The organism is Nocardia asteroides (assembly GCA_019930625.1).
Lineage (GTDB): Bacteria > Actinomycetota > Actinomycetes > Mycobacteriales > Mycobacteriaceae > Nocardia > Nocardia sputi.
In genome coordinates this window covers 2,798,864-2,818,962 of sequence record CP082844.1, presented here as the reverse complement: position 1 = coordinate 2,818,962, position 20,099 = coordinate 2,798,864, and the positions used below count along the sequence as shown (strand labels likewise).

Sequence of the window (20,099 nt, the reverse complement as noted above, 5' to 3'; positions counted from 1 at the left end):
AGGATTCACCGTGACAAGCACCGCGAATACCTCCGGCGCGCGAGCGCACGCACGATCGCAGGCCGCCACGGCGACCATCGCGGAGCCCGCCGCGCCCGCCGGGGTCACCACCTCGAGGATCACCTTCGCCCAGCGAGTTCCCGCGGGCGGTTACGCGAACGTCGTCCTCGGCCGCGGTACCCGCGTCCGTCTCCGCGATCCCGAGGGCGCGGCCTGCGCGCATCTGCTGCTGGTGCGCGCCGAAGCACCGTGGGAGCGCTTGAACGTCGCCGACACCCTCAAGGTGCCGTGGCAGGCATACCTGGGCGGCGGCCACCCGCTGCTGTCGGACCAGGGCCGCCTCCTGGCCACCGTGCTCGCCGACACCTCCGGCCACCACGACGCGCTCTGCGGCCCGACCACCCAGGCCCGCGAGCTGCTGCGGCTCGCGGGCGCCAAACACGGCCTGCGACCACGGGACATCGGGCCGACGGTCGCGTTCTTCCGCGGCGTGCGGGTGGAGCGGGACGGAGCGCTCACCGCGACCGGCAGCGCCGCCGCCGGTTCCTCGGTCGATCTGCTCGTGCACCTGCCGGTCACCGTGCTGATCGCCAACACCGCGCATCCCCTCGACGATCGGCCCGCGACAGACCTCGACGTCGTCGCCTGGGCCGCGCCGGAAGACCTCGCCGTCCCGGTCGGCGAGGACCCGGAATACCGACGTGCCGTGCGGAACACCGAACAGGCCTGGACGGCCGCCCTGACTCTGGAGGTAACCGCATGACTTCCACCGCGGCCCGCACCGTCGTGCTCGACGAGACCGTTCCCGCCCGCGCTCCGTGGTCGGCCGTGATCCGGGCGGGCGAGTACCTGGAGATCATCGATCTGCACGGCAACCAAGCGGTGGACTGCCTGCTGTACTCGGCGGCCGACCACGGCGAGCGCTACAGCGCGCAGGCAACGGTGGCCGCCCAGCGCAACATCTTCCTGACCACCGGCAGCGTGCTGCGCACCGACGCGGGCACGGCGCTGATGACGGTCGTGGCCGACGAAGTGGGCAATCACGACACCATCGCGGGCGCCTGCTCACAGGAGTCCAACACGCTGCGCTACGGCCACCACACCCGCCACCAGCACGCCTGTGTGGAGAACTTCCTCACCGAAGCCCTGCGCTGGGGCCTGGGCAAACGGGACCTGGTCTCGAACATCAACTGGTTCATGAACGTTCCGGTCGAGGCGGACGGCACCCTGGGCATCGTGGACGGGTTGTCCGCGCCGGGCAAGCGGGTCACGTTGCGCGCCGAGATCGACACGCTGGTACTGGTTTCCAACTGTCCGCAGATCAACAACCCCTGCAACGGCTTCGACCCGACTCCCGTACGCATGGTGGTGTCGCGATGACCGTCGCCGCACTACCGGTGGCCGGGGCTGTACCGGCCACGTCCCCGGCGCGCGGCCGGGTCGAGGTCGTTCGGCCCGGCATGCTGACCACCGTCCAGGACTGGCCCGGCCGCATCGGGTACTGGCACATCGGCGTGCCACCGTCGGGCCCGATGGACGATCTGTCGTTCCGCCTGGGCAATCGAGCGCTCGGCAACGACGAAGGCGCCGCCGGACTGGAATGCACCCTCGGCGGGCCCGCGCTCCGATTCACCGCGCCCGCTTGGGTTTGCGTCACCGGCGCTCCGACCGACGTGACGGTGGACGGCATCCGCGTGCCGCAGTGGCGCACGCTGGCCGTACCCGCGGGCGGCGTATTGGACGTCGGCATCGTGCGCGGACCGGGCATGCGCTGCTACGTGCTGATCGCGGGCGGAATCGACGTGCCCGGATACCTCGGCAGCGCGGCGACCTTCACACTCGGCCGGTTCGGCGGCGGCACGGGTGGCGCCTTGCGCGCCGGTGAATCGCTTCCGTTGGCCCCGCACCGGGGCCGGATCACGACTGCCGTGCCGATGGAAGAACAGCCGGTGCTGGCCCGGCGCTGGGAACTCGCGGTCACCGAGGGCCCGCACGGCGCTCCGGAGTTCTTCACCCGCGCCGACTTCGAGACCATCGTCGGCACCGACTACGAGGTGCACTTCAACTCCGACCGCACCGGTGTCCGGCTGATCGGGCCGAAGCCGCAATGGGCCCGCGCCGACGGCGGCGAGGCGGGCCTGCACCCGTCCAATATTCACGACACCCCGTATTCGGTGGGCGCGTTGGACTTCACGGGCGACACCCCCATCCTGCTCGGCCCCGACGGACCGAGTCTCGGCGGTTTCGTCTGCCCGGTCACCGTCGTGGCGGCCGACCGCTGGAAGCTCGGCCAACTGTCCGCGGGCGACAGCGTGCGGTTCGTTCCGGTCCGCGGTGACCGCGCCGCCTCGATCCGGGAACTCGGGCCCGCGCGCCGCGCCGCGTGGCCGACGGTGCTGTCGGCGGGCGGCGACGGTGACGACGGCGTGCTGCGCCGCGCCGAGGTCGACGACGAAACCGCGGTGACCTACCGCCGCGCGGGCGACGACGCAGTGCTGGTCGAATACGGCGCCATGACGTTGGATCTGGGCCTGCGCGCCCGTGTGCACGCCCTGCATCAGCACCTGCTCGCCGCCGGGGTGCGCGGCGTGACCGAGCTGACCCCCGGCATTCGTTCACTGCAGATTCGGGTCGATCCGCACGTCTTGTCCGTGCCCGCGCTGCTGGACCTGCTCGCCGAAGCCGAGACCCAGCTGCCCGCCTCCGATCAGCTCGTCGTGCCCAGCCGGGTCGTCCATCTGCCGCTGTCCTGGGACGACCCGTCCACGCGCGAGGCGATCACCCGCTACATGCGCGGCGTGCGCGCCGATGCGCCTTGGTGCCCGTGGAACATCGAGTTCATCCGCCGCATGAACGGCTTGGCTTCCGTCTCCGAGGTCTACGACACCGTGTTCGGAGCCGAGTACCTGGTGCTGGGCCTCGGCGACGTCTACCTCGGCGCGCCGGTCGCCACCCCCACCGATCCCCGGCACCGGCTGGTCACCACGAAATACAATCCCGCTCGCACCTGGACCCCGGAGAACGCCGTGGGCATCGGCGGCGCCTACCTGTGTGTCTACGGCATGGAGGGGCCGGGGGGCTACCAGTTCGTCGGCCGTACCACGCAGGTGTGGAATCACCGAGCCTGCGGCGCGCCCGCGATTGCGCCCGGCGCCGACCGCACCGCTTCAGGAGCCGAAACGCCCTGGCTATTGCGTTATTTCGATCGGATCCGCTGGTATCCCGTCGAAGCGGAGGAACTGCTCGACATGCGCGCCGATTTCTCCGCGGGCAACGTCCGTGTTCGAGCCGAGGGCGGAGAATTCCGGCTGGCGGACTACCGGGCGTTCCTCGCCGACAACGCCGCGTCCATCGAGGCCTTCCGCGCGAAGCAGGCGCAAGCCTTCGACGCGGAACGGAATTCCTGGCGATCTGCGGGCGAGCTCACCGCGACGGTCGGTAGCCGTCGCCACGCCGTCCTTTCGAGCGAGGTGCGGACCGACGGTTCAGCGTAGGTCCCGGAAGAACTCGCGGATGTCGGTGGTGAGCAGCTGGGGTTCCTCCATCGCGGCGAAGTGGCCGCCGCGATCGACGTCGGTCCACCGCGTGATGGTGTTCTCGGTCTCGGCGTAGCGGCGGATGCCGACGTCGTGCGCGAAGACCAGGGCTGCCGTCGGCACGCCGGAGTTCTGCGCCGGCTCGCCCCACGGCGATTCCTGGGCGTAGCCGACATAGGCCGACGAGCCCGCGGTTCCGGTGAGCCAGTAGAGCATCGCGTTGGTCAGCAGCCGATCCCGGTCGAGGATCTTGTCCGGCTCGACGCCGCGCGGATGCGTCCACTCCCGGAACTTGTCCATGATCCAGGCCAGTTGCCCCACCGGCGAATCGATCAGTCCGTATGCCAGCGCCTGCGGGCGCGTGGATTGGATGGCGATGTAGCCGAACTCCTCTTGCATGAATGCCTCGATCCGCCCGATGCGGTCGCGTTCCAGGTCGGTGAGGCTCGCCAGCTCCTCCTCCGCGAGCGGCAGCGGCGGGTGCGGGCCGGGCCCTCCGTTGACGTGCACGCCGATCACCTGGCCCGGCGCCGTCCGGCCGACCTGCGGGCTCACCGCCGCTCCGATGTCGCCGCCCTGCACGCCATAGCGCTCGTAGCCCAGTCTGCGCATGAGCTCGGCCCACGCCGCGGCGATCCGATCGATCGTCCACCCTGCCTCGGCGACCGGCCCGGAGAATCCGAATCCCGGCAGCGACGGGATGACCAGATGGAACGCGTCGGACGGATCGCCACCGTGCGCGCTCGGATCGGTCAGAGGTCCGATGACGTCGAGGAATTCCGCCACCGAACCCGGCCAGCCGTGCGTCAGCAGCAGCGGCAGCGCGCCGGTCTCGGGTGAGCGGACATGCAGGAAGTGGATGGTCTGCCCGTCGATCTCCGTCGTGTACTGCGGATATTCGTTGAGCCGCGCTTCGGCTGCGCGCCAGTCGTATTCGGTGCGCCAGTACTCGACCAGCTCGCGCAGCCAGACGGTCGGCACGCCGGTGTCCCAGCCGTCGCCGGGCAGTGCGGCGGGCCAGCGGGTGGCGTCGAGACGAGAACGCAGGTCGTCGAGCTGCTGCTGGGGGATGTCGATACGGAACGGCTTGATCTCGTTGCTCATGCCTTCGACGTTATAGTCTGCCTAGGACAACTATCGCCCTAGCTCTCGGGCAGACTTCTCTCATGTTGGAAACCTCGGCGCGGCTGCTGCGCCTGCTGTCGCTGTTGCAGACGCCCCGCGATTGGACCGGCGCCGAACTCGCCGAACGACTCGAGGTGGACGTGCGCACCGTCCGCCGGGACATCGACAAGCTGCGCACGCTGGGCTATCCGGTGGACGCGACGCCCGGTGTGGCGGGGTACCGGCTCGGCGCGGGGGCGAAACTGCCTCCGTTGCTGCTGGACGACGACGAGGCGGTCGCTGTGGCGCTCGGCCTGCGCACCGCGGCGGGCGGCACCATCGCGGGCATCGAGGACAGTTCGCTGCGGGCTCTCGCCAAACTCGAGCAAGTGCTGCCCGCGCGGCTGCGCTACCGCGTCGGCACGCTCCAGGCCGCGACGGTCACGGTGCCCGCGGGCGGGCCCACCGTCGATCCCGACGTGCTCACCGCCGTCGCCGCCGCCATTCGCGATCAGCACCGTCTGCGCTTCGACTATCGCGATCACGACGGCGCCATGTCGTCGCGCACCACGGAACCGCACCGCCTGGCACACACGGGCAGGCGGTGGTACCTCATCGGCTGGGACGTCGACCGGGCGGATTGGCGCACCTATCGCGTCGACCGCCTCCATCCGCGCATCCCGACCGGACCCCGTTTCACCCCGCGCGAAGCACCCGACGCGGACCTGTCCGGATACCTCACCCGCGGCGTCACCACCGCGCCGTACCGCTACGCCGCCCGCATCACCATGAGCGTTCCAGCGGAGGTGGCCGCCGAGCGCATCGCGCCGACCGTCGGCGTCATCGAGGCGCGGGACGCCGCGAGCTGCGTGCTCCGGACCGGCGCCAACTCGCTCGACGAACTGGCGATCTACGTCGCCACCTTCGGCTTCCCGTTCCGGGTGCACGAACCACCAGAACTCGTCACGCACATTCGCGAGCTCGCCGCCCGCCTCGCCGCGGCGGTCGAGTGACCGGGTTCAGGCCGGAACGGCGGCCACGGCTTCGATCTCGCAGACGGCGCCGGGCACCGCGAAACCCGCGACCTGGGCGACAGTGATCGCGGGCGGGTTCGGGCGGTTGCCCCATACCTCGCCGAACGCGGCGAATCCGTCCTGCAGCGGCTCGCCCTCGCGGACCAGGATCGTCCACTTCACCACGTGCTCGATCGAGGCGCCCGCGGCGGCGAGACACGTCTGCAGGTTCGCGAAAGCCTGGCGGGCCTGGGAGGCGACGTCCGGGCCGACGACGCGACCGGAAGCGTCCACTCCGTTCTGCCCGCCGACGTAGATCGTGTCCGCGGCGGCCGACACCCGCACGACCTGGGTGAAAGCCGGGTTGCTGTGCAGCGTTTCGGGATTGATGTGCGTGCTGATCGTCATGCGAGCAATGTAACCAGTTAAACTAGTGTCATGCAATCCCGCGCCAGCCTGCCACCCGATCTGCGCCGCCGCTTCCGTACGGGACGAGCCGCCCTCGACCTCGTGCACACCGGCGGCGAAGGCGAGCTCGCGGTGTGGGAGATCATGCACACCGTCGAGGATCTGCGCCGGTTCCTCGGCGTGATCCTCGAACTGGACGAGCTGACAGCCGAGGAATCGGATCTGCCGACGATGCGGACGCTGCGTGCCGCGATCGCCGGCACGGCGTACGGCCTCGCGACGGGCGAGCAGTTGTCGCCGGGGAACATCGCGGCGATCAACGCCGTCGCCGCCCAGCCCCCGCTGATCCCGGAACTCCGGCTCGACGGCACCGGCGGCTTCGCCGACGCGACGGCGTCCGCGGCGCTGTCCACGCTCGCCCGCGACGCCATCGACCTGTTCACCAGCCCGCTGGCCGACCGCATCCGGGTCTGCGCCGCCCAGGATTGCGGCTTGCTGTTCGTCGATGCCTCGCGTCCCGGCCGTCGCCGCTGGTGCTCGATGGACCGCTGCGGCAACCTCAGCAAGGTGCGCCGCTACCGCGCCAAGGAGTGATCGGATGTCACAGCCCGTGTCCGCGCGTCGTCGTCTCGGTGAAGCGATGGGAACGCCCCATCGGCACCGATGCGATCGGAGACAGTTATGACCACGAAAATCCTTGTCACCGGCGGCACCGGCACCCTGGGCCGCCAGGTGCTTCCACTACTGCGCGAGACCGGCGCCGACGTGCGTGTCCTGAGCCGCACCGAGCGTCCCGCGGACGGCGGCGTCGAGTTCGTCGCCGGGGACCTCCTGCGCGGCGGCGGCATCGATGCCGCGGTGACGGGTGTCGACACCATCCTGCATCTGGCCGGCGGCGCCAAGGGTGACGACGTGGCGACCGCGAATCTCCTGCGCGCAGCGGCAACCGCGAGTGTCGGGCACCTCGTGTACATCTCGGTCACAGCCGCCGACCTGCTTCCGCTGACCTACTTCCGCGCGAAATTCGCCGCCGAGCAAGCCGTAGCCGAATCGGGCATCCCCTGGACCACGCTGCGGGCTGCGCAGTTCCACGACTTCGTGCCGAATCTGGTGGACACGATGCGGAAATCGCCGGTGTTGCCGGTGCTGGGCGGGGCGCGCCTGCAACCGGTGGACACCCGTGAGGTGGCGGCCCGGCTGGTGGAACTGGCGGGCGGCGCACCCGCCGGACGGGTGCCGGATCTGGTCGGCCCCGAGGTCTTCGGGATGCGCGATCTGGTCCGCGACTATCTGGCGACGCTCGGCAAGCGGCGTGCGCTGCTGACCGTCCGGGTGCCGGGCAAGGCGGGCCGGGTCTACCGCGCGGGCGAGAACCTGGTGACCGAAGGCGCCGAGGTGGGCAAGCTGAGATGGGCGGACTACCTCACGGAGCACCAAGGCGCGGTCCGGGCCGGATGACTCGCCGCCCGGCTCAGACGACGATCACCGTCTTGCCTCGGGCGTGCCCCGCGGCGACATGGGCCACCGCCGAGGCGGCCGCGGCGAGCGGAAAGCGCCGTTCGATCACCGGGCGCAGTTTCCCCTCGGCGGCCAGCCCCGCCAGGAACTCGAGGTCCGCCCGGCACGGGCGCATCAGCAGGGGACGCATGGTCTGGCCGACCACCAGGCTGGTCAGCACCACTTTGCCCACCCACAGCACCGGACCGAGCCAGTCTCCGCCAGGCGCGCCCGCCGAAGAGACGAAGACCCCTTTCGGTGCGAGCACCCGGCGGCATGCGGTCAGCGGCCGATTGCCCACCAAATCGAGCAGGACGTCGTATCGATCCGTGTCGCGCGTGAAATCCGCGGTGGTGTAATCGATCACGCGATCGGCCCCCAGCGCGCGCAACGTCTCGACGTGGCGTGGGCCGCACACCGCCGTCACGTCGGCGCCGAGCGCCTTGGCGATCTGCACCGCGCTCGTTCCCACACCGCCCGACGCGCCGTTGACGAGTACTTTCTGCCCGGCGCGCAGTCCGCCGACATCGCGCAGACCTTGCAGCGCCGTCATGCCCGAATCCGGCAAGGCCGCGGCCTCGATCACGGTCAGGCCATCGGGAACGCGCGCGAGCCGCCCGACCGGCACGCGCGCGAATTCGGCGAAGGCTCCCGAGTCGACCGCACCGAAAACCGAGTCCCCACGGTCGAATTCGCTCACGCCGGGACCGACGTCGACGACATCGCCTGCCAGGTCGTGCCCGATGACCGGGTACTTCGGCCGCCGAAGGCCGAAACCGAGCCGGATCGCGTAGGGCTTGCCGGTGAGCAGGTGCACGTCGCCGCGGCATACCGCCGCCGCGCGCACCCGGACCAGCACCTCGCCCGCGGCCGCGACCGGACGCGGCACCGCCTGCGTCCGAAGCGCCTCGCTGGAGCCGTATCGCGGCGCGACGATCGCGGTCATCGTCGCGCGCTCGATGGTGGACTGCTGGCCGTCGGACATGGCATCCCTCGCCTTCATTGGACACTTACAGTGTAAGTGCGACGCCGTCGACGCTACGCTTACACCGTAAGTGCGTCAAGAGAGGGGACCATGCCCGAGTCTCGCCCGCCGCTCACCAGGGACGCGGTGCTGCTCGCCGCGGTCCGGCTCGCCGACGAGCACGGCCTCGCCGCGCTGTCCATGCGGCGACTGGCACAGGCACTCGGCGTCGAGGCGATGTCGCTGTACAACCACGTGCGCAACAAGGACGACCTGCTCGACGGCATCGCCGATCTGGTGGTCGGCGAGATGACGCCACCCGCCGCCGGCGGCGATTGGAAGGCCGCCCTGCGCGCCCGGTCGGCCTCCGCCCACGAGGTATTGCTGCGCCATCCGTGGGCGACCGGACTGATCGGCTCCCGGATCAACGTCGGCCCCGCCATGCTGCGCTACATCGATGCCACCGTGGGCTGCCTGCGCGCGGCGGGATTCTCACTGCCACAAGCCGACCGCGCGTGGAACGCACTCGACAGCCACCTCTACGGCTTCACCTTGCAAGAGCTGCATTTTCCCTTGGCGCCGTCCGAATATGCCTCCGCCGCACAACAGTTCCTGCCGCGCATCCCAGCCGAAGAGTATCCCCACATGAACGCGCTCTCCCAGCTGGTCATCGATGGGAAACACACGGGCATAGCCGATTTCGGCTTCGGGCTCGACCTGATCCTGGACGGCCTGGAGCGGCTGCTGACCGAGAGCGCGGACTGACGTTCAATCCATCCGGAACGTGGCCTCCGGATTGGACGTATCCCGCACGATTCGCAACGCCTCGGACAACGCAGTGAGCTGATCGGGCCTCAGCAATCCGACGAACCAGCGGTCGACGGCGGCGAGATAGTCCGGCAGCACCTGCGCGAGCCGTGCCGCGCCCGCGTCGGTGAGCACCGCATAGGAGCTGCGCCGATCCCCCGGGTCCAGCTCCCGTTCGACCAGCTCGGCACGAGCCAGCCGATCGACCAAGCGGGTGACGCCACTGGTCGACAGCGAGGTCTGCACCGCCAGCTCCGACATGCGCAGCCGACGCCCCGGGGAGCGGCTCAGCCGCATCAGGGCGTTGAGATCCAGCCCGGACAGACCGTGCGCCTTCCAGACGGGCTCCAGCTTGGCGACCACACCGCCGTGGGCCTCGAACAGCAGGCCCATCGTGGTCAGACGTGGATCGTCCAGCAGCTCACTCATGTCCATGAGGGCAACCTACCAAAAAGTTTCCACGCGGATAGTTGACATGAGGAACAAACTGCCGTAGAACTATGCATACGCATTATTCCTCAAGTCAATCAGTGGAGGTTCCTCATGTCGCCCAACACCTGGATCGCCGGATTCCGCACCGGGGTGATCCGCCCGGACGAGCGGATCAAGTTCGCGGAATCCCGCTCGTTCACCGACCAGACGGTGCGCCAGGCACTGCGCCTCGCGGGGGGCGGCGCGCAGGTGCGGGTCAGGCTGACCAACCGTTACGGGACGACGCCACTGACGATCGGCGCAGCACGAGTCGCTCTGCGCAAGACCGGCAGCGAGATCGTCCCCGGGACCGATACCGCGCTGCGGTTCGACGGCGCGGAGCAGGTCGTCGTCCCGGTGGGCGGCGAAGTTCTCAGCGACCCGGTGGAGTCGGCCTTCTCGGCAGGCACGGATCTGGCGCTGAGCCTCTACCTGCCCGGCCCCACCGGGCCGGCGACCTACTCACACCAGCCCGGGGAAACCGCTTACATAGCGGACGGCGACGTCACGTCCGGAGCAGTACTCCGAGCCGCCGAGGAGGTGCCCGCGCGATTCTTCGTCACCGGCGTCGATGTGCTCGCGCCCGCGGGCACGCCGATGGCCGTCGCTTTCGGCGACTCCTGGTTCGAAGGCGTCGGCACCACACTCGACGCCAACCGCCGCTCGGTCGACGTCCTCAACGAACGCCTGGAGCGCGGCTGGGTGGTCAACCAGGGCATCGCCGGAAATCGGCTGCTGACCGACGAGGTGGGTGAACCGGGCCTGGCGCGCTTCGACCGCGACGTGCTCGACGTGCCCGGCGTGACCAGCGTCCTGGTCAACTTCGGCATCAACGACCTCACCCTGGGCGGCATGGTCGGCCAGCCGCCCGCGACCGCCGACGAATTGATCGAGGGCTTCACCACCCTCGCGCAGCGGGCGCACGCGGCGGGCCTGACCATCCACGCCGCGACGATCGGCCCCTACGGCGGCGTCATCTACGAAGGTCTGCACGTCGCCGAGACGCTGGCGACCCGCCGGCGCGTGAACGAATGGCTGCGCGGCTGCGAGGTCTTCGACTCGGTGTTCGATGTGGCCCGTGCGGTCGAGGACCCGCAGCGGCCTGATTTCATCCGACCCGGCTTCGACAGCGGTGACGGCATGCATCTCAACGACGCAGGGGCTCGGGCGATGGCCGAAAGCATCGACGTGGCGGCGCTTTTCGGCTCGATATCGCGCGCGGGACGCTCACGTGTCCTGGTGGCCGCTATGGCCTGAGACCGCGCAGCACGATCTCGATACCGCCTCGGAATTCGTCGTCGGCCGACATGTTCTTGGCCTGGCCCGCGGTCTGCGTCAGATGCGGGTAATCCTGCGCGGGGAGTTCGGACATCACGATCGTCCCCCGCCCCGGCAGCGGCGCATAGTGTTGGTTCTGGAGGTAACCGATCAGGAAGGCGATCAAGGTGCGCTGGGCGATGACCCGCGCGCGGCCGGTGAATCCACCCTCGGTCAGCACCGCGAGCATGGCTTCCATCACACGTAGCGATTCCACCGACGACTGGCGATGCCGCAGCACGAGCGGCACGGCGGCCGGATGAGCCGCGAACCCGTCCCGGATGTGTTCGAGCAGTGCGGTCACGCGCGTCTTCCACTCGCCTTCGGCCGGGAGTGACGTGTCGATGGAAGCGAACACCTGATCTGCCACCAGTACCTCGAGCGCATCGCGATCGCGCACGTAGCGGTACAGGGCCATGGTGGCCACGCCCAGTTCCTTGGCCACCGCACGCATGGTCAGCGCGGACAGCCCGTCGCGGTCGAGCACGGCGAGGGCCGCCGCGGCGAGATCGGCAGTGCTCAGCGAGCGGGGACGGGGCACGGATTGACAGCGTACAAGCTACGCGCATACTGGTTGTAGGCGTACAAAGTACACCTACCTAGAAGGAGTTCCCCATGTCGCTGCCCAGCGCTGTCTCCGGCCGAACCCTGGTCACCATCTCCGGTGCACGGGTCCAGGTGCCGGATCCCGATCGCCTGCTCCATCTCCAGTTCCGGCGATTCGCCGGTTGCCCGGTGTGCAACCTGCACCTGCGCTCGATCGTCACCCGCAGGCACGAGATCGCCGCGGCGAACATTCGCGAGGTGATCGTCTTCCACTCCAGCGCGGAAGAATTGCGCAAGTACACCGCCGAACTGCCCTTGGACGTGATCGCCGATCCGTACCGCGAGCTCTACCGCGAATTCGGCGTCTCGACCTCGCCTCGCGCCCTGCTCGACCCGCGCGGCTGGCCCGCCATTCTGCGCGGCGTCGCCCAGGCCGCTCGGGCCATCCTGCGGCGCGGGCAGGTCGCCCCGCCCGTCAAGCCCGAGGGCGGCAGTCTCGGGTTGCCCGCCGACTTCCTGATCTCCCCCGACGGACGCGTCCTCGCCGCGAAGCACGGCACGCATGTCTACGACCAGTGGTCGGTCGACGAGTTGCTCGCCCTCGTCCCGGCGGAGCAGCGCGCGTGAGAATTGCCGAAAGACCGCTCCTGGCCCGGATGTTCGCACTACTGTTCGGCGGACTGCTCGCCGGTGCGTTCGGCTATGGAGCGGTGAACGTCCTCTACGCCTTCCGCAAAGTTCCGCTGGAGGTGCGCTTCACCTTCCACACCGCGCTGATGAGCGTCAACGGCTTGGTCATGCAGTCGCTGATGGGCCTGACCGTCCTGAGCACGCTGGTGCTCGCCGCCCGTTCCACCGGCCGATCACGCCTGCTCGCCGGTAGCGCGGGCGTGCTCGCGATCGCGGCGTTCCTCATCACCCGGCTCGGCAACGTCCCGATCAACCAGGAGATCAAAGTATGGGCGGTCAGCGGTCCGCCGGCCGACTACGCCGAAATCCTCAGCCGTTGGGAGGCCTTCCACTTCGCGCGCACGGCCTGCGCGCTGGTGGCATTCCTTTTGGTCGCGCTGACCACCCTGCTCCCCGCGAAAGAAGCACGCCCATGATGACCGTCGAACTCTTCGTCTCCGACAACGCACTCACACCCGACCGCAAATGTGCTCTCGCCGATCGCATTCTGCGCGACCTGACCACAGAGCCCGCCGCACCGGATTCGGTACTGGCGAAGGCTCGTGAATTGACCCATGTTCTGGTGCGCGACGCCGAGGTGTGGGCGACCGGCGGACCCGCCCTGGAGGACGCCCCGCGCTACCTGGCGCGGCTCACCGTCCCCGGGTCGTGGGCGAACAACAGCGAATTCGGCGGCCACGTGATCCCACTGATCACCCGAGCCATCGCCGAATCCGAGGCCGAGCCGGGACGCCTGACCCGCGATCCGCACTGCGTAGTCCAGATCGTCGGCCTACGCGAGAACAACCTCGGCGCCTTCGGCCGCACGCTCACCGCCACCGAGATCACCAAGCTGATGACCGAGGACTACCGGACCTCCGGCGACCGAGCCGAGGCCCCCGAGGGTTACGCCATCGACCCGATCTGCGGCATGACCGTCGAGGTGTCCACCGCCCGCTTCACCCTCACCCACGACGGCACCGACTACGCCTTCTGCGCCCCGGTCTGCCGCAAGGTCTTCGCCGAGGACCACGCCGTCCCGCTGTGAGCGCGGCAGGAACGCCGGGTCGACGTGGAGCCGAACGGACTGCGCAGAGCGGCTCGAGCTCGAGCCGCTGTGGTCCGGAACTCCGGCGCCGGCTCGGCTGGTCCTACGTCCGGCGGGCTTCGAGCGCGCGTCCCTCTGCCATGCGAGGTCGTCAAGGCTGTTCCAGTACGTCGAAGGGAATGGTCGCCTCTACCGGGTCATCGAGTAGCAGCAATACACGTCTGTGAACCGTGTGGGCGCGATAGCGGCGACCGGACCAGTCGAGACGGTATTCCTCGATCTCTTCGATTCGTTCTTCCTTCTGATCGAGCCGGACGATCAGGTACCGAGGAATACCGCGGTCGCGTAGTGAATTCGCTTGTCATTGATATCGGCATCGATGGTGGACTCGGACGTGGCCTCGACCATCGATGTCACCGAGCCCGGCAGTCGCCCCTTCGGCGAACTGCTCGGCTGTCACACGCTGCTCGTGGGGAGCGCTCATAGCGCGACATCATCGCAGTTCGAACCAGACCGGACCACGCACTCGGCTGATGATCATCACCACGACCCAGGATCCCCTACAGCGAGGTCAGGGCAGCAGCGTCACCGGGTCGATCGTGAACTCGAAGGGACTGCGCAGGGTGACCGCATTGCCCGCGGCCACCCGGTGGGTCAGCTCGTAAGCATGATCGTCGCCGAGCTCGTGGGCGAACAGAACAGGAAGAGACTCCCCTGGCAACTGCCCTTTGAACGAATTGGGCTCGAATCGCCAGTAGTTCGGGATCCCGGCCTCCGCATAGACCACCGGTTTTACCATGCGGTCTTGCAACGTCGTGGATTTGGACACGACCTCGACAACGAGTTCGACTCGGTGAGCGGGAACGCCCCTAGCGTCCAGATCAATCGGCTCGGTCACCACCATGAGATCGGGGATCGGTTCGTCATCGCCGATCAGCACGCCGACACCTTCCAACACCAAGCGATCTGCTGGCAACACCGCGTCGAGGGCACGCCCCAGCCATCTGACCAACAACTGATGGCGAGGTTTCGGTGCGGCATTCACAACGAGCTGACCATTCAAGACCTCGTAGCGCAATCCATCTTCGGGCATGTGATCGAGGTCGGCAGCCGTCCAACCATCGGCGTGCGGAACTGGCATCGCCACGAAACCACCTCCAACCTCGTCGAACGACGGCGTCGAGTCGCCGCCGACTCTGTTCGAGTCTAACCGAGCCACCGATCCGAACCCGCCGGTGAAGGTGCGAATCGACGCACTTCACCGGCGGATCTCGGCTATCCCTGCTCCGCGATCACGATCGTGATCTCGTCGCCCGCCGCGTCGGTCGCTTCGCCGGGCGTCGCGAACCAGTGGGTGACCTCGCCCTCGGCCAGGTCGGTCTCCAGGTCGCCGGTCGGGAGGACCGAGAGGGCGCCTGCCGTTGCGGAGGTCAGGAACTCCAGGACTGCCGCGCGGCCGGACACAGCGGTGGTGAACGTGGTCGACTCGAAGTCGATCTCGTTCTCCTCGCGGATCCGTTCGGCTTCGGCGAGCGCCTCGGACTGAGTGATCGCGACCACCCCGTCCGCCGTGGTGACGACGAACGCGGGGTGTTCCTCGCCGAGCGGGCGGACCCGGTCCGCGTAGGACACCGGATGCGACGCCGCCGCGGCGATGTCCTGCTTCACCCGGGCGTCCCCGAGCGCCACCGAGCGGATGTCGCTGTCGGCGACCGGTTCGGCGGTGATCGCGTAAGCAGCGCCGGCGGCGGTCAGGTCCTCGGCCGTGAGGTCGCCCGCGAACAGGCACGCCGCGCCGGCCTTCTGCACCGCCCAGGCCGCGACCACCGCGTCCACCGAACGCGGCAGCGTCACCGCGACGATGTCGCCCGGTCCCGCGCCGCGGTCGATGAGCATCCGAGCCAGCTGCGAGGAGCGCCGATCCAGCGCGTGGAAAGCGACCTCGTCGTCCCCGGCCAGCAGGGCGGGTGCTTCCGGATCCTCTTCCACGACCTCGGCGAGCACCTTGGCCACCGTGCGCGCCCCGACCCGGCCCACCGGCTCCGGCGCGGAACCTGTTGCCGCGATACCGGATTCGACCAGCAACCGGGCCCGTTCGTCCTCGTCCAGGATGTCGATGTCACCCACGTGGGCGTCCGGATCGCCGAGCAGCGCCTCCAGCACCCGCACCAGCCGCTCGGCGAGGGTCTCGACCTCCTCGGCGGTGAACCGGCTGCCCAGGTACTTCAGGGTCAGCTCGATCGTGGATTCCGCGATCACCAGCAGCGTCATCGGGTAGTGCGTGGCGTCGTTGACGCCGACGCCGGTCACCGACATGCCGTCGATCGAGCTGGCGGCCGAGATCGCTTCCTTGTCCATCGGATACGACTCGAACACCAGCAGTGTGTCGAACAGCGAGCCGGTGCCCGCCACCCGCTGGATGTCGGTGAGCCCCACATAGTGGTGCTCGAGCAGCCCGGCCTGATCGCCCTGGAGGCGCGCCAGCAGCTCGCCGATGGTCTGGCGGTCATCGATGCGCAGCCGCACCGGCAGCGTGTTGATGAACAGACCAACCATCGACTCGACGCCGGGCAGCTCGGCCGGGCGGCCGGACACCGTCGCGCCGAACACCACGTCGCCGCGACCGGTGAGCCGACCGAGCAGGATGCCCCAGGCCGCCTGCACCAGCGTGTTCACCGTGACGCCGAGCTCGGCGGCATGCTTGCTGATCCGGCGCGTGCGGTCGGCGTCGAGCTCGGTGACGACCTTGCCGATCTCGTAGTTCTCCGTGGCCCGCGGCTGCGGCGCGAGCTGGGTGGGCTCGTCGACGCCCTCCAGCGCCGCTGCCCAAGCGCGCAGCGAGGCGTCCCGGTCGCGCCCGGCCAGCCAGCCGAGGAAGTTGCGGTAGGAGGCCACCCGCGGCAGCGCCGTCTGGTCGCCGCGCACCGCGTACAGCACCAGCAGATCCCGCATGAGCAGCGGCATCGACCAACCGTCCAACAGGATGTGGTGGGTGGTGATGGCCAGGTGCCATTGCGTCTCGTCGCTGCGGAACAACGTGAACCGGATCAGCGGCGGGGTCGCCATGTCGAAGTGCGTCGCCTGCTCGGCCGCGACCTGCCTGCGCAGTTCCGCGATCCGCTCCTCGGCGGGCAGATCGGTGAGATCCACCTCGCTCCACGGCGCCTCGACCCGACCCAGCACCACCTGCGCGGCCTGCCCGTCGGAGTCGGTGACGAACGCGGTGCGCAGGTTCGGGTACCGGTCGACGATGCCTTGCGCCGCCGACCGCAACCGCGCCGCGTCCAGCGCGCCGCCCAGGTCCACCACGGCCTGCATGGTGTACACGTCCACGGTGGACTGGGTCATCATCGCGTGGAACAGCAGACCGGACTGCAGCGGCGAGAGCGGCCACACCTCGGTCAAGGCGGGGTAGGCCCGTTCCCACTGCTCGATGTCCTGCTGCCCCACCCGCACCAGCGGCATGTCCGACGGCGTGAAGCCGCCCGCGTCCGGCCGCCGCGAGTGCGTGGCCAGCGCGGTGAGCGCCTCGACCCAGAGCTCGGCGAACTCCTGGACCCGCTCCCGGGTCAGCAGACCGGTCGGGAAGGCGAACGACGCGCCCAGCCGCGGTCCCTCGTCGGAGTCGGTGACGATCGCGTTGATGTCGATCGTCGCGTTGGCGGGCATGTCGAGGTCCATGTCGACGTCCAGCTGCCCTAGATCGGCCACCGGCGCCCAGCCGATCTCGGCGAGCTGCTCGGGGATCTCCCCCGCCGACATCCGGCCCAGGTAGTTGAAGCTGATCTGCGCTGCGTCGGATCCCGCCTTGCTCCCGCCCGCGCCACCGAGGCTCGGCGCCGTCTCCGGATTGAGCTGCCGCAGCAGGCCGTAGCCCAGACCCTTGTCGGGCACCGCGAGCAACTGCTCCTTGATCGACTTCACGATCTCGCCCAGCGCGGCTCCACCGGCGAAGGCGTCGGTGAGGTCGGCGTCGGCCAGATCGAGCCGGACCGGGTATGCCGAGGTGAACCAGCCGACGGTGCGCGACAGGTCCGCGCCCGGCACGACATCCTCTTCGCGGCCGTGGCCTTCCAGCTTGACCAGCGCGGCCTGCGAGCCGTCCCCGCGCCAGCGGGCGACCGCCATGGCCAGCGCCGAGAGCAACCCGTCGTTCACCCCGCCCCGGTACAGGCCCGGGATCGCGGTGAGTACCGCGTCGGTGACCTCGGCGGGCACGGTGATCTCCACTCGCTCGACGGTGGCGAACGTGTCCACCGCCGGGTCGAACGCGCGCTCACCGAGCAGCGGGTCCGGTGTGGCCGAGACCTGCTGCCAGAAAGACAGTTCCGCGACCCGTTCCGGCGCGCTCGCCGCCTCGACCAGGCTGTGCGCCCAGCGCCGCATCGACGTGCCGCCCGCGGGCAGCGTCACCGGTTGACCGGCGACCAGCTGCGACCAGGCGAGCGCGAGATCCGGGATCAGGATGCGCCAGGACACGCCGTCGACCACGAAGTGGTGCGCGACGATCAACAGCACATCCCGCCGCTCGCGGTGCTCGACGTCGGCCTCCGCGGACCCCTCCGTGGCGCCCTTCGCTCCGGCCGAGAAAGCGAACCAGACGAACTGCGCCATCGCGGCCTCAGCCGGATCGAGCCTGCCCAGCGCGCCGTCGAGCGCATCGGAGGCGACACGGGACAGCTCCGCCTCGTCGATGTCAGCGGCCAGGTCGACCCGGTGCACCAGGGCGTCGACGTTCACCGCGCCGTGCGGCAGCGCCTCGAACGTCCAGTCGGCGCCGGTACGGCGCAGCCGTGACCGGAGCACGTCGTGGTGCTCGTATACCGCCGCGATGGTGCCGACCAGAGTTTCCCGGTCGATGCCTTCGGGCAGCCGCAGCGCCATGGTCTGCGAGAACCGCTGGTAGGACGAGCCGCTGGCGAGGATCTGCCGCATGATCGGGGTCAGCGGGATCTCGCCGACACCGCCGCCGGGCAGTTCCTCCAGCCGCACCTGCTCCGTGCCCGTGCCGAGCGCGGCGATCTCGGCCAGCGAGGCCACGCTGCGCCGCTCGAACACGTCACGCGGAGTGAACAGCACGCCGCGCGCCTTGGCCCGCGAGACCAGCTGGATCGACAGGATGCTGTCGCCGCCGAGCGCGAAGAACGAGTCGTCCAAACCGATCTGCTCGACGCCGAGAACCTCGGCGAACACTTCGGCGATGAGGGCCTCGATCTCGCTGGCCGGCGCGCGGAACTCGCGCGGGGCCAGCTCCGGCTCGGGCAGCGCCTTGCGATCCAGTTTGCCGACCGGGGTCAGCGGGATCTCATCGATCACCACGATCGCCGTGGGCACCATGTGCGGCGGCAGGCTGCGCGCGGTGTACTCGGTCAGCCGTGCGGTGTCGATCGCGCGACCGGGCGCGGCCAGCACGTAGGACACGAGAATCGTCGCGCCCGCATCGGTCTTGCGACCGATGGTGATCGCGTACTCGACGTCCTCGTGGCTCGCCAGCACGGTGTCGATCTCGCCGAGTTCGATGCGGAAGCCGCGGATCTTCACCTGGAAGTCCGAGCGGCCCACGTAGTCCAGCTCCCAGCGCACCGACGCCACCGCGGCGTTGCCCGCCCGCTCGCCGGGTTCGGCGAACCAGCGCACCACGTCACCGGTGCGGTACATCCGCGCGCCCTCGTCGCCCCACGGGTTGGCGACGAACCGGTCCGCGGTGAGGTCGGGACGGTTGTGGTAGCCGCGCGCCAGCGCGTCACCGGCCAGGTACAGCTCGCCCGCGACGCCCGGCGGCACCGGGTTGAGCCGGTTGTCCAGCACCAGCGCGGACATACCGCGCACCGGGCGGCCGATGGTGATGTGCCTGCCGGGGGTGAGCTGGGCGTAGGACGAGATGATCGTGGCCTCGGTCGGGCCGTAGGCGTTGAAGTACTTGCGGCCCGGCCACCACTTGGCCAGCAGTTCCGGCGTGGTGACGTCACCGCCGACGGAGGCCACCTCGAGCGCTTCCATGCCTTCGGGATCGACTGTGCCCAGCACCGCGGGGGTGATGATCGTGTGGCTCACCCGCTCGGTGCGCAGCAGCTCGGCCAGGTCCGGACCGCCGATGATGGTCGACGGCACGACCACCAGCGTCGCGCCGGTGTGGGCGGCGCACAGCCATTCCAGCACCGACGGGTCGAAGCTCGGCGAGCAGATGTGCAGGAACCGGTGGTGCGATTCCAGCTGGTACAGGTCGGTCGCGACGCCGACCAGCCCGCCCATGCCCGCGTGGGTCACGGTGACGCCCTTGGGCATGCCGGTCGAACCGGAGGTGTAGATGACGTACGCCGGGTGGCGCATGGCCAGCTCCGAGATCCGGTCCGCGTCGGTGACCGGCGCCGGAGACCGGCTCTCGACCAGCGCACCGAACTCCGGATCGTCGATCAGCAGCCACTCGACGTCGCGCGGCAGCCGATCCACGTACTCGCTCGCGGTGATGCCGATGACCGCGCCGGAGTCGTTGACCATGTGCCGCATGCGGTCTTCAGGGTAGGTCGGGTCGATCGGCACGTGCGCGCCGCCGGCCTTCGCCACCGCCCAGAACGCGGCGACCATCTCGTAGGAACGCGGGAACGACAGCGCGACGATTCGCTCCGGTCCCACCCCGCGCTCGATGAGCACCCGCGCCAGGCGAGAGGAGTACTCGTCCAGCTCCCGGTAGGTGATCGAGCGGCCCTGGTAACGCACCG

The 20,099-nt window shown here is 69.5% G+C and carries 18 protein-coding genes and 1 pseudogene (1 of these 19 cut by a window edge); 11 read left to right on the top strand and 8 right to left on the bottom strand.

What is annotated here, in order from left to right:
• The first annotated feature begins 10 nt into the window (after positions 1-10).
• Genes K8O92_12695 through K8O92_12685 form a run of 3 tightly spaced genes read left to right on the top strand, consistent with a single transcriptional unit; the run spans position 11 to position 3,494 of the window.
• Entirely contained in the window at positions 11-763 is a 753-nt protein-coding gene (locus K8O92_12695; GenBank protein UAK34618.1) for a DUF1989 domain-containing protein, read from the top strand.
• Positions 760-1,380, top strand: a complete 621-nt coding sequence (locus tag K8O92_12690) for an urea carboxylase-associated family protein (protein UAK34617.1) — start codon at positions 760-762, stop codon at positions 1,378-1,380. Before K8O92_12695 ends, K8O92_12690 begins: the two co-directional genes overlap by 4 nt.
• Complete coding sequence (locus tag K8O92_12685; GenBank protein UAK34616.1) at positions 1,377-3,494, top strand: 5-oxoprolinase/urea amidolyase family protein; 2,118 nt, start codon at positions 1,377-1,379, stop codon at positions 3,492-3,494. Before K8O92_12690 ends, K8O92_12685 begins: the two co-directional genes overlap by 4 nt.
• Here the strand turns inward: K8O92_12685 and K8O92_12680 are convergent.
• Complete coding sequence (locus tag K8O92_12680) at positions 3,486-4,640, bottom strand: epoxide hydrolase (GenBank protein ID UAK34615.1); 1,155 nt, start codon at positions 4,638-4,640, stop codon at positions 3,486-3,488. The genes K8O92_12685 and K8O92_12680 overlap by 9 nt on opposite strands.
• A 62-nt stretch (positions 4,641-4,702) precedes the next feature.
• On the opposite strand from K8O92_12680, the gene K8O92_12675 reads away from it, so the two are divergent.
• Positions 4,703-5,653 (top strand): YafY family transcriptional regulator, encoded by a 951-nt coding sequence (locus K8O92_12675; protein UAK34614.1) that lies wholly within the window; start codon positions 4,703-4,705, stop codon positions 5,651-5,653.
• A 6-nt stretch (positions 5,654-5,659) separates the two neighbouring features.
• On the opposite strand, the gene K8O92_12670 is transcribed toward K8O92_12675, so the two are convergent.
• A complete protein-coding gene (locus K8O92_12670) occupies positions 5,660-6,061 on the bottom strand; it encodes a RidA family protein (protein ID UAK34613.1) in 402 nt (133 codons plus the stop codon).
• Between the two features lie 60 nt (positions 6,062-6,121).
• Here K8O92_12670 and K8O92_12665 point away from each other — a divergent pair, with 60 nt between their 5' ends.
• Entirely contained in the window at positions 6,122-6,655 is a 534-nt protein-coding gene (locus K8O92_12665; GenBank protein UAK35658.1) for a CGNR zinc finger domain-containing protein, read from the top strand.
• A gap of 87 nt (positions 6,656-6,742) precedes the next feature.
• Entirely contained in the window at positions 6,743-7,519 is a 777-nt protein-coding gene (locus tag K8O92_12660) for an NAD(P)H-binding protein (protein UAK34612.1), read from the top strand.
• Between the two features lie 13 nt (positions 7,520-7,532).
• Here K8O92_12660 and K8O92_12655 read toward each other — a convergent pair whose 3' ends face one another.
• On the bottom strand, positions 7,533-8,543 hold the full coding sequence (locus K8O92_12655; GenBank protein ID UAK34611.1) for an NAD(P)-dependent alcohol dehydrogenase: 1,011 nt from the start codon (positions 8,541-8,543) through the stop codon (positions 7,533-7,535).
• A gap of 90 nt (positions 8,544-8,633) precedes the next feature.
• On the opposite strand from K8O92_12655, the gene K8O92_12650 reads away from it, so the two are divergent.
• The gene (locus K8O92_12650) at positions 8,634-9,287 is read left to right on the top strand and encodes a TetR/AcrR family transcriptional regulator C-terminal domain-containing protein (GenBank protein UAK34610.1); all 654 of its coding nucleotides are present in this window, start codon (positions 8,634-8,636) and stop codon (positions 9,285-9,287) included.
• 3 nt (positions 9,288-9,290) lie between these two features.
• Here the strand turns inward: K8O92_12650 and K8O92_12645 are convergent, their stop codons facing one another.
• Complete coding sequence (locus K8O92_12645; protein ID UAK34609.1) at positions 9,291-9,764, bottom strand: MarR family transcriptional regulator; 474 nt, start codon at positions 9,762-9,764, stop codon at positions 9,291-9,293.
• 108 nt (positions 9,765-9,872) lie between these two features.
• Between K8O92_12645 and K8O92_12640 the strand changes: the two genes are divergently transcribed.
• Positions 9,873-11,057: an SGNH/GDSL hydrolase family protein gene (locus tag K8O92_12640; protein ID UAK34608.1), complete on the top strand. Its 1,185-nt coding sequence runs from the start codon at positions 9,873-9,875 to the stop codon at positions 11,055-11,057.
• Here the strand turns inward: K8O92_12640 and K8O92_12635 are convergent.
• Entirely contained in the window at positions 11,047-11,658 is a 612-nt protein-coding gene (locus K8O92_12635) for a TetR/AcrR family transcriptional regulator C-terminal domain-containing protein (protein ID UAK34607.1), read from the bottom strand. The genes K8O92_12640 and K8O92_12635 overlap by 11 nt on opposite strands.
• A gap of 74 nt (positions 11,659-11,732) precedes the next feature.
• Here K8O92_12635 and K8O92_12630 point away from each other — a divergent pair, with 74 nt between their 5' ends.
• The 3 genes from K8O92_12630 to K8O92_12620 are packed head-to-tail and all read left to right on the top strand — an operon-like array spanning position 11,733 to position 13,380.
• A complete protein-coding gene (locus tag K8O92_12630; GenBank protein ID UAK34606.1) occupies positions 11,733-12,290 on the top strand; it encodes an AhpC/TSA family protein in 558 nt (185 codons plus the stop codon).
• 29 nt (positions 12,291-12,319) lie between these two features.
• Complete coding sequence (locus K8O92_12625; protein ID UAK34605.1) at positions 12,320-12,769, top strand: DUF1772 domain-containing protein; 450 nt, start codon at positions 12,320-12,322, stop codon at positions 12,767-12,769.
• The gene (locus K8O92_12620) at positions 12,766-13,380 is read left to right on the top strand and encodes an ATPase (GenBank protein UAK34604.1); all 615 of its coding nucleotides are present in this window, start codon (positions 12,766-12,768) and stop codon (positions 13,378-13,380) included. The genes K8O92_12625 and K8O92_12620 overlap by 4 nt, the downstream gene beginning before the upstream one ends.
• Positions 13,381-13,531: 151 nt before the next feature.
• Here K8O92_12620 and K8O92_12615 read toward each other — a convergent pair.
• The 3 genes and pseudogenes from K8O92_12615 to K8O92_12605 form a co-directional block, all read right to left on the bottom strand.
• Positions 13,532-13,788, bottom strand: a pseudogene (locus tag K8O92_12615) (Uma2 family endonuclease).
• Between the two features lie 163 nt (positions 13,789-13,951).
• Positions 13,952-14,521: a Uma2 family endonuclease gene (locus K8O92_12610; protein UAK35657.1), complete on the bottom strand. Its 570-nt coding sequence runs from the start codon at positions 14,519-14,521 to the stop codon at positions 13,952-13,954.
• A gap of 134 nt (positions 14,522-14,655) precedes the next feature.
• Positions 14,656-20,099 carry the end of a non-ribosomal peptide synthase/polyketide synthase gene (locus tag K8O92_12605; GenBank protein UAK34603.1) on the bottom strand. The gene runs 38,626 nt beyond the window's last position, so only the last 5,444 of its 44,070 coding nucleotides appear in the window; the start codon falls outside the window, past its right edge; the stop codon is at positions 14,656-14,658.